Source organism: Anabaena sp. FACHB-595 (assembly GCF_048568275.1).
Classification (GTDB): Bacteria; Cyanobacteriota; Cyanobacteriia; order Cyanobacteriales; family Nostocaceae; genus Trichormus.
In genome coordinates, this window is the sequence record NZ_CP183473.1 from 1879129 (window position 1) to 1891999 (window position 12871).

Annotated in this window: 12 protein-coding genes and 1 tRNA gene; 8 read left to right on the top strand and 5 right to left on the bottom strand. The window is 43.5% G+C overall.

Features of this window, described 5'->3' with window-relative positions; translation table 11 throughout:
- Positions 1 to 69 precede the first annotated feature (69 nt).
- On the top strand, positions 70 to 1299 hold the full coding sequence (locus tag ACN222_RS07955) for an aminotransferase class I/II-fold pyridoxal phosphate-dependent enzyme (RefSeq protein WP_044521006.1): 1230 nt from the start codon (positions 70 to 72) through the stop codon (positions 1297 to 1299).
- Between the two features lie 6 nt (positions 1300 to 1305).
- Here ACN222_RS07955 and ACN222_RS07960 read toward each other — a convergent pair whose 3' ends face one another.
- Complete coding sequence (locus tag ACN222_RS07960; protein WP_010995770.1) at positions 1306 to 2499, bottom strand: Coenzyme F420 hydrogenase/dehydrogenase, beta subunit C-terminal domain; 1194 nt, start codon at positions 2497 to 2499, stop codon at positions 1306 to 1308.
- Positions 2500 to 2910: 411 nt separating this feature from the next.
- Here ACN222_RS07960 and pgl point away from each other — a divergent pair, with 411 nt between their 5' ends.
- The 4 genes from pgl (at position 2911) to ACN222_RS07980 (ending at position 6856) form a co-directional block, all read left to right on the top strand.
- Entirely contained in the window at positions 2911 to 3633 is a 723-nt protein-coding gene (pgl, locus tag ACN222_RS07965; protein ID WP_010995771.1) for a 6-phosphogluconolactonase, read from the top strand.
- 169 nt (positions 3634 to 3802) lie between these two features.
- Positions 3803 to 4672 carry an FHA domain-containing protein gene (locus tag ACN222_RS07970; protein ID WP_010995772.1) on the top strand — a complete coding sequence of 290 codons (870 nt, stop codon included), beginning with the start codon at positions 3803 to 3805 and terminating at the stop codon, positions 4670 to 4672.
- Between the two features lie 152 nt (positions 4673 to 4824).
- Entirely contained in the window at positions 4825 to 5568 is a 744-nt protein-coding gene (locus ACN222_RS07975) for a M50 family metallopeptidase (RefSeq protein ID WP_010995773.1), read from the top strand.
- A 133-nt stretch (positions 5569 to 5701) separates the two neighbouring features.
- Entirely contained in the window at positions 5702 to 6856 is a 1155-nt protein-coding gene (locus ACN222_RS07980; RefSeq protein ID WP_010995774.1) for a SpoIID/LytB domain-containing protein, read from the top strand.
- Positions 6857 to 7019: 163 nt separating this feature from the next.
- On the opposite strand, the gene ACN222_RS07985 is transcribed toward ACN222_RS07980, so the two are convergent.
- Positions 7020 to 8315 (bottom strand): hypothetical protein, encoded by a 1296-nt coding sequence (locus ACN222_RS07985; RefSeq protein WP_010995775.1) that lies wholly within the window; start codon positions 8313 to 8315, stop codon positions 7020 to 7022.
- A 234-nt stretch (positions 8316 to 8549) separates the two neighbouring features.
- On the opposite strand from ACN222_RS07985, the gene ACN222_RS07990 reads away from it, so the two are divergent.
- The gene (locus ACN222_RS07990; protein WP_044521010.1) at positions 8550 to 9029 is read left to right on the top strand and encodes a hypothetical protein; all 480 of its coding nucleotides are present in this window, start codon (positions 8550 to 8552) and stop codon (positions 9027 to 9029) included.
- Between the two features lie 67 nt (positions 9030 to 9096).
- Here ACN222_RS07990 and ACN222_RS07995 read toward each other — a convergent pair whose 3' ends face one another.
- Positions 9097 to 10047, bottom strand: coding sequence for a transposase (locus ACN222_RS07995; protein WP_323790857.1), 951 nt, complete (start codon positions 10045 to 10047; stop codon positions 9097 to 9099).
- Positions 10048 to 10078: 31 nt separating this feature from the next.
- On the opposite strand from ACN222_RS07995, the gene ACN222_RS08000 reads away from it, so the two are divergent.
- Positions 10079 to 11299 carry an ISL3 family transposase gene (locus ACN222_RS08000; protein WP_010995778.1) on the top strand — a complete coding sequence of 407 codons (1221 nt, stop codon included), beginning with the start codon at positions 10079 to 10081 and terminating at the stop codon, positions 11297 to 11299.
- A gap of 116 nt (positions 11300 to 11415) precedes the next feature.
- Here the strand turns inward: ACN222_RS08000 and ACN222_RS08005 are convergent.
- Both ACN222_RS08005 and ACN222_RS08010 read right to left on the bottom strand, forming a co-directional pair.
- A tRNA-Gln gene (locus tag ACN222_RS08005) sits at positions 11416 to 11487 on the bottom strand.
- A gap of 223 nt (positions 11488 to 11710) precedes the next feature.
- Complete coding sequence (locus ACN222_RS08010; RefSeq protein ID WP_044521014.1) at positions 11711 to 12418, bottom strand: diacylglycerol/polyprenol kinase family protein; 708 nt, start codon at positions 12416 to 12418, stop codon at positions 11711 to 11713.
- Positions 12419 to 12480: 62 nt separating this feature from the next.
- Here ACN222_RS08010 and yidD point away from each other — a divergent pair, with 62 nt between their 5' ends.
- On the top strand, positions 12481 to 12735 hold the full coding sequence (yidD, locus tag ACN222_RS08015; protein WP_010995780.1) for a membrane protein insertion efficiency factor YidD: 255 nt from the start codon (positions 12481 to 12483) through the stop codon (positions 12733 to 12735).
- Positions 12736 to 12871 lie beyond the last annotated feature (136 nt).

Below are 12871 nucleotides of genomic sequence, written 5' to 3' on the forward strand. Positions count from 1 at the left end.
AATTGTTCAGCCTAGTCTGTGCGATTCCGCAATTCGCATATTTATAGTTTTTTTGTTAACGAGGAAGTAATGAACAGCTTGGAACAGCTGCGGCAAGCAGAACAGGCACTGTTAGAGATTTTTTCTGGAATTGACGCTCAGGTCAAGCAAAATCTGAAAAGAGTGCTGGAAGCCTTTCGTAATCAGCGTGTAGGAGCGCACCACTTTGCTGGTGTAAGTGGTTATGGTCACGATGATTTAGGTCGAGAAACTTTAGACAAAGTTTTTGCCGAAGTAATGGGTGCTGAAGCTGCGGCGGTGCGGGTGCAGTTTGTTTCGGGAACTCACGCGATCGCTTGCGCCCTGTTTGGTGTACTCCGGCCTGGTGATGAAATGTTAGCAGTGGTTGGTTCCCCCTACGATACGCTCGAAGAAGTTATTGGTTTACGGGGTCAAGGTCAAGGCTCCCTTATTGAGTTTGGCATAAAATACCGCCAATTGGAGTTAACTTCCCAAGGATCTATCGATTGGCAAACTTTAAGTACTAGTATTACTGATCACACTCGCTTAGTTTTAATTCAGCGTTCTTGTGGTTATTCCTGGCGGCCTAGCTTATCCATTGCCGATATTGAAAAAGTTGTTAATTTAGTCAAACAGCAAAATCCTCACACTGTTTGCTTTGTGGATAACTGCTACGGTGAATTTATCGAAACCCAGGAACCTACCCATGTTGGTGCTGATTTAATGGCTGGTTCTTTGATTAAAAATCCTGGTGGGACGATTGTGACGGCTGGTGGTTATGTAGCTGGACGGGCTGACTTAGTAGAAGCAGCCGCTTGTCGCCTGACTGCTCCTGGTATTGGTAGTTACGGTGGGGCGACATTTGACCAAAATCGCCTGTTATTCCAAGGGTTGTTTTTGTCGCCCCAGATGGTGGGTGAGGCGATGAAGGGAACTCACCTGACTGGTTATGTATTTGACAAACTTGGTTATCCAGTCAATCCTGCACCCCTTGCGCCCCGTGGGGATGTGATTCAGGCGATTAAATTGGGTTCGGCGCAGAAGCTGATTGCCTTCTGTAAGGCTGTACAACAGAATTCACCTGTGGGTTCTTACCTTGACCCCATTCCCGATGATATGCCGGGGTATGAGAGCCAGGTGGTGATGGCTGGGGGGACATTTATTGAGGGGAGTACTTTGGAATTTTCGGCGGATGGGCCTTTACGTGAGCCTTATGTGGTGTATTGCCAGGGGGGGACTCATTGGAGTCATGTGGCGATCGCCCTAGAGGCGGCGATCGACGCTGTGGGAGAGGCTTGAAGGTGGTCACTCCGGTAACTTATACTGCCCCACGATGCGCTTGGCAAACTCCGGCACATGAGCTGCTAACTTCTCAGGATGATTCCGCTTTACAAACAAATAATTGCGGGTAAAGTGGGAATCAATGGAGAACCGCGCATACTCCAACCCTTTAGGGCCAATCTTATCGATCACCACACCCATAATTTTTGCCACCCACATGGGAAGTGTCACACCTTTGTCGTAGGCGGATATTCCCTGTTGTACAGCCTCTTGTCGATTTCCTTCGGACATCACAGGCTGAGTATCTAACTGGTTTTGTACCAAGTCCAGCATTTCTTTCCCTGTATCATTTCTGACAAGAATCCACTGCCAGCCGAAGGGTGCGCCCATGTAACCAACAACTAAATCGGCTAGAGAGTTGACGTAATCAAAACAACTCATGCAGGAAGGAGCAAAGACATCTTTGAGTTGGTTGGTCTTCAAGCCAAAGAAGGGTACTTTCTCAATTGAGCCATCTTCATGCTTGAAGTGAATGCGGAAATCCTGCATGAACTCATAGTGTACGACTGTCTCAGGTGAGCGACTGGTGGTTTCTAAGAATTTTTGCAGTCCGGCGCGGGTAACGTTATCTACGCAAGGTGTACCTAAAACATAGAGCTTTTCTAAACCCAATTTTTTTTCTACAGCACGTAAGGCCTGAATTTGGCAACCAACACCAATGACTAACAGTCGCTTCATCCCAGATTTTTCGACTTGTTCCAATATGGAAAGGTTTGGGGAAAGTGTTGGTTTATTTACCCGCGCTGCTAGTATTTCTTCTGGGGTGCGGGCAATCACAGGCATGGGCTGGAAGCGGTCTTCTTTACTGTTTTGGACGCAGACAACGCCTTCCACTAAACCATGATTCAGCATTTCTATGGCAATACTGCTAACAATACCAGTCCATTGTGCGCCTGCGATTGGTTGCTGTTTCTTTGCTGCAATCATGTCTTGATGAACACCAAAGTAGAGTTCATCAGGATTATCGAGATTGCGCGATCGCTGGTGTGCCTGTTCTTCGAGTGTATCTATCTGCTGGGTAATAAAAGCACAGGCTTCCTTGACATAATGAATATAGTATGTATCGCACAGCCCGCACTCACTGCATAGTTCCTTAGCAGGACGACGGCTATTGGGTTTTAAGGCTTTGGCTTTTTGGTGTGGGAAAAGCGAAGTCATGTTAAGCGCAATTTATTATCTCAAAACTTAAGATAGCGGAAGCCGGCACTTTATACAAAATTTCCCCGCCAGATGCAATATTTCCTTAACTGTTTGACCGGAAGAGGCAGGGGGAAACCTTCTCCACATCTCCCTGCCCCCGTTCGCGTAGCGTCCCGTAGGGAAGTTCGCCCGGAGGGTTTCCCTCCTTACGACTTCTCTTCCTGCCCCTTTTCCTCTTCTTGACTAGTTCTTGTCTTCAGTGGTTAGTACGACTGACTACTGACAAGCAGCTAGAGAAAGTGATAAGGATAAATTATATTGACTTATACCCACCTAATTTTTGATGTTAAGAGTTTCAAAAGTTAAAAAGGGGGGTTGTCAGAAGTTAGGTATTGTATTGCTGGAAGCAGGCAATGTGATGATGAAGCCATGAAAAAAACGGTTGAAGTCCTACCGGATCAAACAGCGCTAATTGCGCGATCGCTCGATTTGATCCTGACTAAGTTAGATACTGCCATAAAACAGCAGGGGCGATTTACCATTGCCTTATCCGGCGGTAGCACACCTAAGCCGTTGTATGAAGCGATCGCTGCCCAAAAATTACCTTGGGATAAAATTCATGTTTTCTGGGGAGATGAGCGTTATGTCTCACCAGATCATCCCGATAGTAATGAACTGATGGCACGTACTGCATGGCTAGACCGCGTTGATATCCCCGCCGAGAATATTCATGCTGTCCCCACCTTAGATAATAATCCGGCAGTATCGGCTGCTAAGTATGAACAGCACTTGCAAACATTTTTTAACTCTGCACCCGGAGAGTTTCCCGCTTTGGATGTGGTATTGCTAGGAATGGGTGATGATGCCCATACTGCATCTTTGTTTCCCCACACAGAAGCTTTACAAGTACGCGATCGCTTAATTACTGTGGGTAATAAAGACGGTAATCCCCGCATAACCTTCACATACCCATTCATTAACGCTGCTAGCAGTGTAATTTTTGTGGTTGCAGGTGCTAACAAACGGCCAGCCCTTGCTCAAGTATTTGCTCCGAGTGCAGATGACTTAGCTTATCCATCCCGCTTCATCCAGCCCCAAGGTGAACTTTTGTGGCTACTGGATGCAGCCGCAGGCGCGGAACTCTCAGTTTGATTTTCCCATCACGAGTAATTGTTAAAATCGGAAGCTAGAGTCACCGCCTTGCTGCATTTCTCATAAAAACAAGTCTAACCTTTGGGTGTCTACTGCAAAAGCCGCTCCCAAGGTTAGTTTGCTTGTTAGCAATATATTTTAGGATGCTCTTGAACAAAGGCTTAAATCAATGATCGTCTGTCCAAATTGCAACCACCCCAATCCAGACGGCGCTGTCCAATGTGAAGCTTGCTACACGCCGTTACCCGCCACTAGTAATTGTCCCAACTGTGGCGCAACTGTCCAATCTGATGCTGCTTTCTGTGGTCAGTGTGGCTTTAACCTGCACTCAGTCGCCGCACCTGCTGCTACTGTCGCTACAATCGCCCCTGATGTTCCAGTAGAAGTACCACCATTAGCTAATCCCGACCCGCTTTTAGAATTGTTACAACCCAATGCCTTAGGCCTTGATCCGGTTGCTAACGAGAATCCCCCTGCACCTGCACCCTTACCACCAACAGCCGTAGCAGCACCCCCAGATGCAACTCCTGTAGTAGTGGAAGTTACACCTGCCCCACCACCACCCGAACCCGTAGTGGTAGAAGCAAGTATTCCTACTCCCCCACCCGAACCCGTAGCGCCCCCAGAACCAGTTCCAGCAGTAGAACCAGCACCAGCGCCAGAAACTGTTGTAGCCGCACCTCCTTCTCCTGCTAGAACACAATTACAGCAAATTACAGCTCGGTTAGTTCATGTTCAAAGCGATCAGGAAATAGAACTACCGCCCAGCTTATCTGTGGTTCATATCGGTAAACCTAACGATCGCATTCCTCCCGATGTTGATGTTTCCGGCTTTGCCAACTCCGAGATTGTCTCAAGGGTACACGCGGATATCCGCTTAGAAGGTGACGCGCACTATATAGAAGATGTAGGCAGTTCCAACGGCACTTACATTAACAATTTACCTCTACTACCAGGCAATAGACACCGCCTCAGACCAGGCGATCGCATCAGTTTAGGTAAAGGCGATTTGGTAACTTTCCTCTTTAAACTCGCTTAACTAAATTCAGGGTATAGGGGTGTAAGGGTGTAGGGGTATCACTGTTTAAAACCCTACACCCTTATATCTAAAATATGGGTACAAAATAGTAATAATTACGAATTCCGTAGGCGCAAGCCTTGTCGAAGACTATTACGAATTACAAACTAATTATGAGCCAGCCAGGGAAAGATTTTGAAACTTTACTGCATCGAGAAGCCCCGATAGAAGTTGAACGTATGGGGTTAACTTGGTTAGTGGGAGCAGCGATCGCTACAGCAATGTTGTGGCAAGTTCCAGGCGGAAATTATATTTTATACCCCTTTACCATCCTAGCTACTTGGTTTCACGAAATGGGGCATGGCTTAATGGCTGTGCTTTTGGGTGGTCAGTTTCAGCAATTACAAATTTTTGGTAATGGTTCCGGTGTAGCCAGCTATGCTATCAGCAGATCCTTAGGCCCCATCGGCCCAGGTTTAGTTGCCGCCGCCGGGCCAATGGGTCCACCACTTGCAGGTGCAGCCTTGATTTTAGCCTCCCGTAGTTTTACTACCGCCTCCCTGAGCCTGAAAATCCTGGGGAGTTTTTTATTAATATCTACATTAATTTGGGTACGTTCCCCCTTTGGATTGGCAGCTATTCCCCTATTAGGATTAATCATTTTGGGAATTTCCCTCAAAGCCCCCCGATGGATGCAGGGATTTGCCATTCAATTTTTAGGTGTACAAGCCTGCGTCAGTACCTACCATCAATTAAATTATCTATTTAGTGATTCTGCTGGTTCTTTGGGATTATCAGATACAGCCCAGATGGAAAAATATTTACTATTACCCTATTGGTTTTGGGGTGGATTGATGGCGATCGCCTCTTTGATAATTCTCATCCAAAGCCTCCGCGTTGCTTATCGCTCAGTTTAGTCAACAGTCCTCCCGAATCCAAAACACATTGCATAATTGTTAGAAAGTGGCAACCTCTTAGTTGAGGAAACTGTCTTATCTTAAGTTGTGGACGTTATAGTTCAGAACTGCTAACAGATACTAATGTGACTTGATGATCAGCATGAAATTTCAACTGTTGTTAGGCTCTTTACTTTCCCAGATTAAAGTCCGTCATTGGTGGCTAGGTATCTTATTGTGGATCGCTTTGGTTGCCCCAGCGCAAGCCTCTGTCATTTTGCGTGTAGCCATTGAAAGGGGAGTCAATCAAGCTAGAGTTGGCAGTTCCACAACGGCAATTGTCAAAGATAGTACAGGACGTACTTTGGGACAATTGCCGGCAATGAGTGCCTTTTATGCCCAAGCTGTGCCTGGGGGAGTGGCTTTAGATAAATGGCAGTCTGGTTTGTTTTGGATTGAACCATCTGGTAAAGGATTTGTTTATATAGGCGATCGCTGGTTTCGGGGGAGAACTTTGGTTGTCCCCACTGAAAAAGGTATAGATGTTGTCAACTGGGTAGATTTAGAAGAATATCTCTACAGCGTTGTTGGTGGAGAAATGAATTCTAGCTGGCCGGGAGAAGCCTTAAAAGCGCAAGCGATCGCCGCCCGTACCTATGCCCTATACAAGCGAGAACAACAGCGCAGTAACCCGGTTTACGATTTAGGTGATACCCCAGATCGCTGGCAAATTTATAAAGGTGTTAGCAGCGAATCTCCTACAACCTATGCCGCCGTTGATGCTACAGCCGGGCAAGTATTAACCTATAACAATAATCTTATTCTTTCGGTATTCCACGCTTGTTCTGGTGGACACACGGAAAATGTGGAAGATGTTTGGAGTAATCCCCTTCCTTATCTACGTGCTGTTCAAGACTACGACCAAAACATTAAAGAATGTAATTGGCAAAGAACTTTTACCCCAACAGAAATTAGCTCCAGAATTTCTGGTGTGGGCAATATTAGGGAAGTAGTTGCCGAATCCTTCTCACCGTTCCGCAGTGTCAAAGCTTTAAGAGTCGTAGGTGATAAAGGTACAAAAGTCCTGCGAGGTGAAGAAGTGCGTACTGCCCTGAAACTCAGAAGTACTCGCTTTAACGTCACCAGAGGCGCAGATGGTAGCTTTACCCTCCAAGGTGCAGGTTTTGGTCATGGCTTAGGTATGAGCCAATGGGGTGCTTATAATTTAGCTTTACGCGGCGCTAACCATCTGCAAATACTAGGACATTACTATCGTGGTGTCGCCCTCACACCCATCAAGGCCAAGTGATTGGGGATTGGGTAAGCTGCCCTTGCTTTAACTTGTACATCTTTTCGTGTTGGCTGTTAACGGTTGACGGTTGACTGTTAACCGTCAACCGTCAACAAACCATACAAGTGACTATGTAATTTAAAAGCGTCGTAGCTGTGTAGCTGTTTCTCGCCTCTGTCTCCTATTCCCCTCTCTCCAATCTTTTGAGCCATTCAGCCTCAATTTGCGCCGATCGCTCAACTTCTTGGTCGAGTAAGTCTGTTTCGGTAGAATAAACTAAATCCTCAGTGCCAATAACTTTTTCTTGGGCAAACTGACTGGCGTAGTTGATTTTTTGTTGTAAAGCTGCATCGGCACTGGTTAATATTCTGGCACGGCTGAGGCGATCGCGGTTACGTCCGGCAATCTTTCCATTACGCCACTTAATCCAGAAATACCGTACTAAAGGAACACCCAAAAAACCGATCCCATAAGCCAGCAACAGCCAATAAATTCCCTGCACGAAAGCGACTAAGCCACCCAATTGTGCAGCAACCGTACCGTCTACCAATAAACTACCCAGTACCAAAGCACCAACTAGATTGACTATACCCAAACCTGCACTGAGCATAATTTGTCCAGAACTAGCCGCACTAAAACGCCAGGGAAATTCTTCCAAATAAACTGACAGTGGCTGCTGTTGTTTTTTGCTGGCTCTCACCTGCAACTCTGGGAAATAATAGACAATTTGCCCTTCAGGACTAACACTTGGTTGCCCGTTGAATCGTAACAGCACAGGCAACATATAATCTTCGTATTCTTGTTGATAGACTTCGCCTATATCGTTCAAGTATGGGGCAATTTGTTCTGCTACCACTGCACCACGACTACTCCGAATCACAGTAGCAATTTCTTGCCAACGGCGTTCTTCTAAATTGGCATTAGGATTACCATCGCCAAACAAAAATGAAAATACAGCCTCAAAGAAATTCAGATCACTGCTTTCCTGGCTATGACGTTGTCTTTCTGGTGCAGAATAGCCATAGTTAGGGCTGAAGTACCAAAATAAATCAGGGAAATAGAAAAACCCCCAACTACCACTAGAATTACTACTGCGATCGTCATTATCGTTACTTGAATTCATCGCCGTGATGATCAAAAAGATGGCAATAGTAATCAGTGCAATGGAAGCAACTAGAAAAATTCCAAAAGAAATGCGAATTAGGTAAAACAGAATTTTCCATATCTTCTGCCACCATTCTTGCAATCGTAACTTGAAATATTTATTCCGTAGAACATCCCGAAAGTTTCGAGGGAACAGGTAAACAATATCACCCGTTTCTGCTACCTGCAAATGTCCACCCGCATCGCTAGCTAAAGCTAACAACCCTTGCCCAGCCTCCGCTAAATTTAACCCAGCCTGAGTTGCCACATCACCAACAGTGACTCGGTAACCCAGTTTTTCCACAGCCTGCATAATAGTGGGATTGGGAGCCATAGCTCTTCCCCTCCTGTTGAAATTTTTCTCCTTTACTCAAGTATAAAGTTTGATTCTCGGAGACTTGTTATTGGCGTGGTGAGTTGTGAGTTTTTGGAAGTTATCTCAATTTTAAATTTTTTAGGTGTAAGCCTAAGCCGTAGGCTATGTAGGAATTGGGAATTACTTTCTCCCCATCTCCTTCCCACTCCCTTTAATGTTAAAATATGCTTATTAGGCCTGGTTAATTACAATATGGTTCAGTACACACTAGCTCAAAGTCCGGAAATTATCCTCACCGTTTCTGGGAAAGATTCAGCCAAAGCCCGCGACAAAGCTATGGATCAGTTGGTTGAGTTGATTGATGCTGGTAAGCTGCCTACAGAATTAGAAGAAGGATTTGGCCCTCAACAATTAATAGAGGTGAAAGAGCCATCTACTGACTCAGTTAGTGGTGAAGACTCGATTACACAAGCTGTCCAAGTCTTGAGTAACTTAGCCACACTCAAGCTAAAAGTGCAGGAGTCACGCTCTGAAGCTTTAGAAATTCGCAAGGCTGTTGATGTTTTATTTTCCGATGATTCTGTAACGGAAGAAGAAATTACTCGCCTCAAGGAAGGTTTTAAAGTTCTCAAGAATTTTGCTCAAGCAAACCTACGCTACCAAGAAGCACGAACTAAAGCAGAACAGGCTAGACAAGTTTTGGATCAGGCTTTAAAATCACCAGACAAATAATCGTCTCTATTTGTTAACAGGAAGCTGGGCGAACCTGTTTCAGTTGTTAATGATCGTGTTGACATACTCACCGAGATTCTACCTCGGTGATTCTTGACAGTTCACAGTAACTTGCTACCGAAGTAGTCTGACAGTCACTCCCTGCCCGTTTAAGGTCGTGCCGATGCCCCATGCCGACCATTTCTATATTTCTAGATGCGTTTTCATCCCTTTCTTGCTCAGTACCGCAACTTAAACAAAGTATTGAGCGAACAGAAAGGTCGATTTTACCCCAACGAAAACCACAACATGAACATATTTGGCTTGTTGGCTGCCATCTATCTATTACGCGAAAATCACGGCTAAATTTTTCTGATTTAGCTTCACAAAGGTTTCTAAACTCTCGCCACCCTTGCAAACTAATCACCCTAGATAGTCTACTGTTTTTAACCATTCCTGACACGTTTAAATCTTCCAAAACAATTACTTGGTTATCGTTAATTATTTTGGTTGACAACTTATGTAAGAAGTCTTTCCTAGTATCAGCAATTTGGTTATGCAGTTTAGCAATTTTAACGCGAGTATTGTTTCTCCTTTTTGAATCTTTTTGTTGTCGTGCTAATTTCTTTTGTAGTTTACGAATTTTGCGGTCATGTTTTGAGTAGTCAGGACTTAACGCTTTTTCTCCATTACTCATGACAGCAAAAGTTTTTAGACCCAAATCAATACCTATACTTTGGTTATTAGCAATAGTAGTATTGGGTTCAACTTCTACTACAAAACTAAGAAAATATCGGTTAGCACAATCTTTAATCACCGTGACTGAACTAGGTTCAGATGGTAACTCTCTTGACCAAATTGGTTTGATATTTCCAATTTTGGCTAAGTAAACTTTGGTTCTTTCGGATATTTTATGGAGAAAGCAAAAAGTAATGAAAATTAATGGATAAAATTTATAAAGATTGAAGCCTAAACTAGAGTAGATACAATACTTTACAGCTTTGAAGGTATGTTTAATTACCGAAAGTAAGATAATTATAGATCAAGCACAGGAATTGGCGGCGATAGTTATGAAATTTCCCGTAGAGCAAATCCTCAATCTACCAGAGACGAAAGTGTTAGATTGTCAAGAAGTGGAAGGAGCAGGAATAATTATCACAATCGAAAAAGCCGTCAACCATTGTAGCTGTCCAAATTGTGGAAATGTAACTCAAAGTATACACCAAGACCATTGGCGAATGATTCACGATTTACCGTGGAGTGAAAAACCAGTTCTGTTAAAAATAAATCGTCGTCAATTTAAATGCCATAAGTGTAAAAAAGTGTTTAGTGAGAAACTAGAGTTTGTAGAAAAGAGCAAAGGATATACAAAAAGATTAGCAGCTAGCATAGTAGAGCAAGTATTGAATAGCAACATTCATAGCGTGGCTAAAAGAAACGACCTCAGTGATGAGGAAGTAGAATCGATGTTAAAAAGGCAAGTAACCCAAATACAGAAGATAAATTTAAGAGGATTAAAAAGGTTAGGAATAGATGAAATAGCCTTAGTGAAAGGGCAAGGAAATTATCTGGCAGTAATAGTAGATTTAGATACTCGTAAACCAATTGAGATAGTGAAGACAAGAAGGATAGAAGAAATCGGTGAAGTCATGAAAGGATGGGGATTCAAGGTACTTGAGCAAATCCAAGAAGTGAGTATAGACCTGTGGTCTCCTTATAAAAGTCTAGTCGAAGAATTAATGCCCAATGCAAATATAACTGCTGATAGGTTTCATGTGATGAAACAGGTAAATGATGAATTAGATACAATACGTAAATCCGAGAAAAAAGCAGCAATGTCTTTAGAAGATAAATCAGAAAAAGAACGAATATTAGCGGGATTAAATAAAAGTAAATATAGCTTGATTAAAAATGAAGACTCGTTAAACGAAGAGCAAAAAATCAGACTGAAAGCTGTCCAAGAAGTATCACCAACTCTAGCAAAGATGCACTCCTTGAAAGAAAAATTTAGACAAATCTTTGAATCTCACACATCTTGGGGAGATAGCATCATTCAATTATTGGATTGGATGTATGATGCCATGCTACTTTTTCCCAAATCTATCGGAACAATGATTAGATGGTTTGGGGAAATAGTTGGTTATTTTGATGGTAGAACTACCAGTGGTACTGTAGAAGGTATTAATAATAAACTTAAGCTGATTAAACGTCTTGGATATGGTTTCCGTAACTTCAACAATTTCCGTTTACGCAGTTTATTAAACTGGCACTTTAGTATTAATTCTCCATAAAACAGGCGCAAGAACCTAATTTTTAAACTAATAGATTTTGTATCGTATTATTTAATATCTTTTCAAAGAATACGATGATTATTTACTAGTGAGGTATGGATTCTAATCATTAATAACTGGGGCGCTAGGATTCGAACCTAGGGATGTCGGGACCAAAACCCGATGCCTTACCACTTGGCGACGCCCCAAAGCTTTCGACTTTATTAATATAGCAGTCTGTGTAGGGGATATGTCAAGTACTTTGAAAAAATATTCTGAACTAAGTAATAAGTGCTGTAAAGCCTTGTGGGCATAGCTGCACTTAGCGAAGGTTCCACCCAAGAGGAGCAACTTCGAGCTGTAGCGGGGAGTGTAACCGTTTTCTGAAGGCGAAAGTTATTCTCCCTGCCCCTGCCTCTTTCTATTCCCCATTTAATGCAGTGGCCAGAACTGAATTAGTGCAAATGCTATGGCAGCACTACCCAAAGGCACTGTCAAATTGTCAACACCTAATAAAGAAAAGGCTTCTAAGCTAGTGGCGACAAAAGCCACTGCTAGCGATACAAGCCAAGTCTGCCAAACATTCCCTAATACACCAAGTAAAATTAAACTACATACCAAATAACTAGCTAAAGCCATAGTTAAGGAGCCTTCCCAGCTTTTTTGCGCTCCCAAAAGTTTATATTTATGCTTACCAAATCGCTGTCCAACCAAAGCCGCTAATCCATCACCCCAGGCCATTACCATCATGCCGATCGCCGCATATTGGGGTTGCTGTATGTGCCAAAACCAAGCCACTAAAATGCCGACGCTGACAGCGTAAAAGAATGTGCCTAAGCTCTGTCTACCCACACTATTAATACCTGGGAGAAGTGGGAAAATGTAAGACAACAGAGTGACTATACTTGCCACAACAGAAGCACCAATACCTACACTGGCAGGAATATCTAACCACCAAGCCAGTAAAATCACATGGCCAGCGCCAATGTGAACTATTTTTCGGACTATTTCCGAATCGCTAGTGGCAAAGCGATTTACCAAGCCAGCGATCGCCAGAATGAAGAATACCCAAGCTGCAACAATAGTAATTTGCAGCCATAAAGGCGGTGTTGAGATTAATTCGGAAACTAAGTTTAACAAAGATAATACAAGATAGAAAGTTTGTACGTTTCTTACCAATTTATAAGATTTGGGCGACGCTTATGAAGCAAATATTTATTTGGTTGATCAAGGGATACAGGATGTTTATTTCGCCACTATATCCCCCGACTTGTCGCTTTCGACCCACTTGCTCAATGTATGCCATCGAAGCCATTGAAAGATTTGGCGTATTCCGTGGTGGCTGGATGGCGATTCGCCGCATTTTGCGTTGTCATCCATTCCACCCAGGGGGTTATGATCCTGTACCAGAGTTGGGTGAGCATTGTTGTCATCATGATAGCGGGAATAAGGGGTGAGTAAGAAGTGGGTAAATTTCTTTCCCTACACCCTTACACCCCTAAACCCCTACACCCCTTCTCCCATATCCGACTAACAAAATTTGTGGGTAGTTTTGCCTGTTGATAGTGAACTTTACCCGTAAAGGGAATATAA

Bases quoted from the DNA above. Each gene is read 5' to 3' on its own strand.
- ACN222_RS07970 (WP_010995772.1), top strand. From the start codon at position 3,803: ATGATCGTCTGTCCAAATTGCAACCACCCCAATCCAGACGGCGCTGTC.
- ACN222_RS07980 (WP_010995774.1), top strand. From the start codon at position 5,702: ATGATCAGCATGAAATTTCAACTGTTGTTAGGCTCTTTACTTTCCCAG.
- yidD (WP_010995780.1), top strand. From the start codon at position 12,481: ATGAAGCAAATATTTATTTGGTTGATCAAGGGATACAGGATGTTTATT.
- ACN222_RS07975 (WP_010995773.1), top strand. From the start codon at position 4,825: ATGAGCCAGCCAGGGAAAGATTTTGAAACTTTACTGCATCGAGAAGCC.
- pgl (WP_010995771.1), top strand. From the start codon at position 2,911: ATGAAAAAAACGGTTGAAGTCCTACCGGATCAAACAGCGCTAATTGCG.
- ACN222_RS07960 (WP_010995770.1), bottom strand. From the start codon at position 2,499: ATGACTTCGCTTTTCCCACACCAAAAAGCCAAAGCCTTAAAACCCAAT.
- ACN222_RS07985 (WP_010995775.1), bottom strand. From the start codon at position 8,315: ATGGCTCCCAATCCCACTATTATGCAGGCTGTGGAAAAACTGGGTTAC.
- ACN222_RS07955 (WP_044521006.1), top strand. From the start codon at position 70: ATGAACAGCTTGGAACAGCTGCGGCAAGCAGAACAGGCACTGTTAGAG.
- ACN222_RS07990 (WP_044521010.1), top strand. From the start codon at position 8,550: ATGGTTCAGTACACACTAGCTCAAAGTCCGGAAATTATCCTCACCGTT.
- ACN222_RS08000 (WP_010995778.1), top strand. From the start codon at position 10,079: ATGAAATTTCCCGTAGAGCAAATCCTCAATCTACCAGAGACGAAAGTG.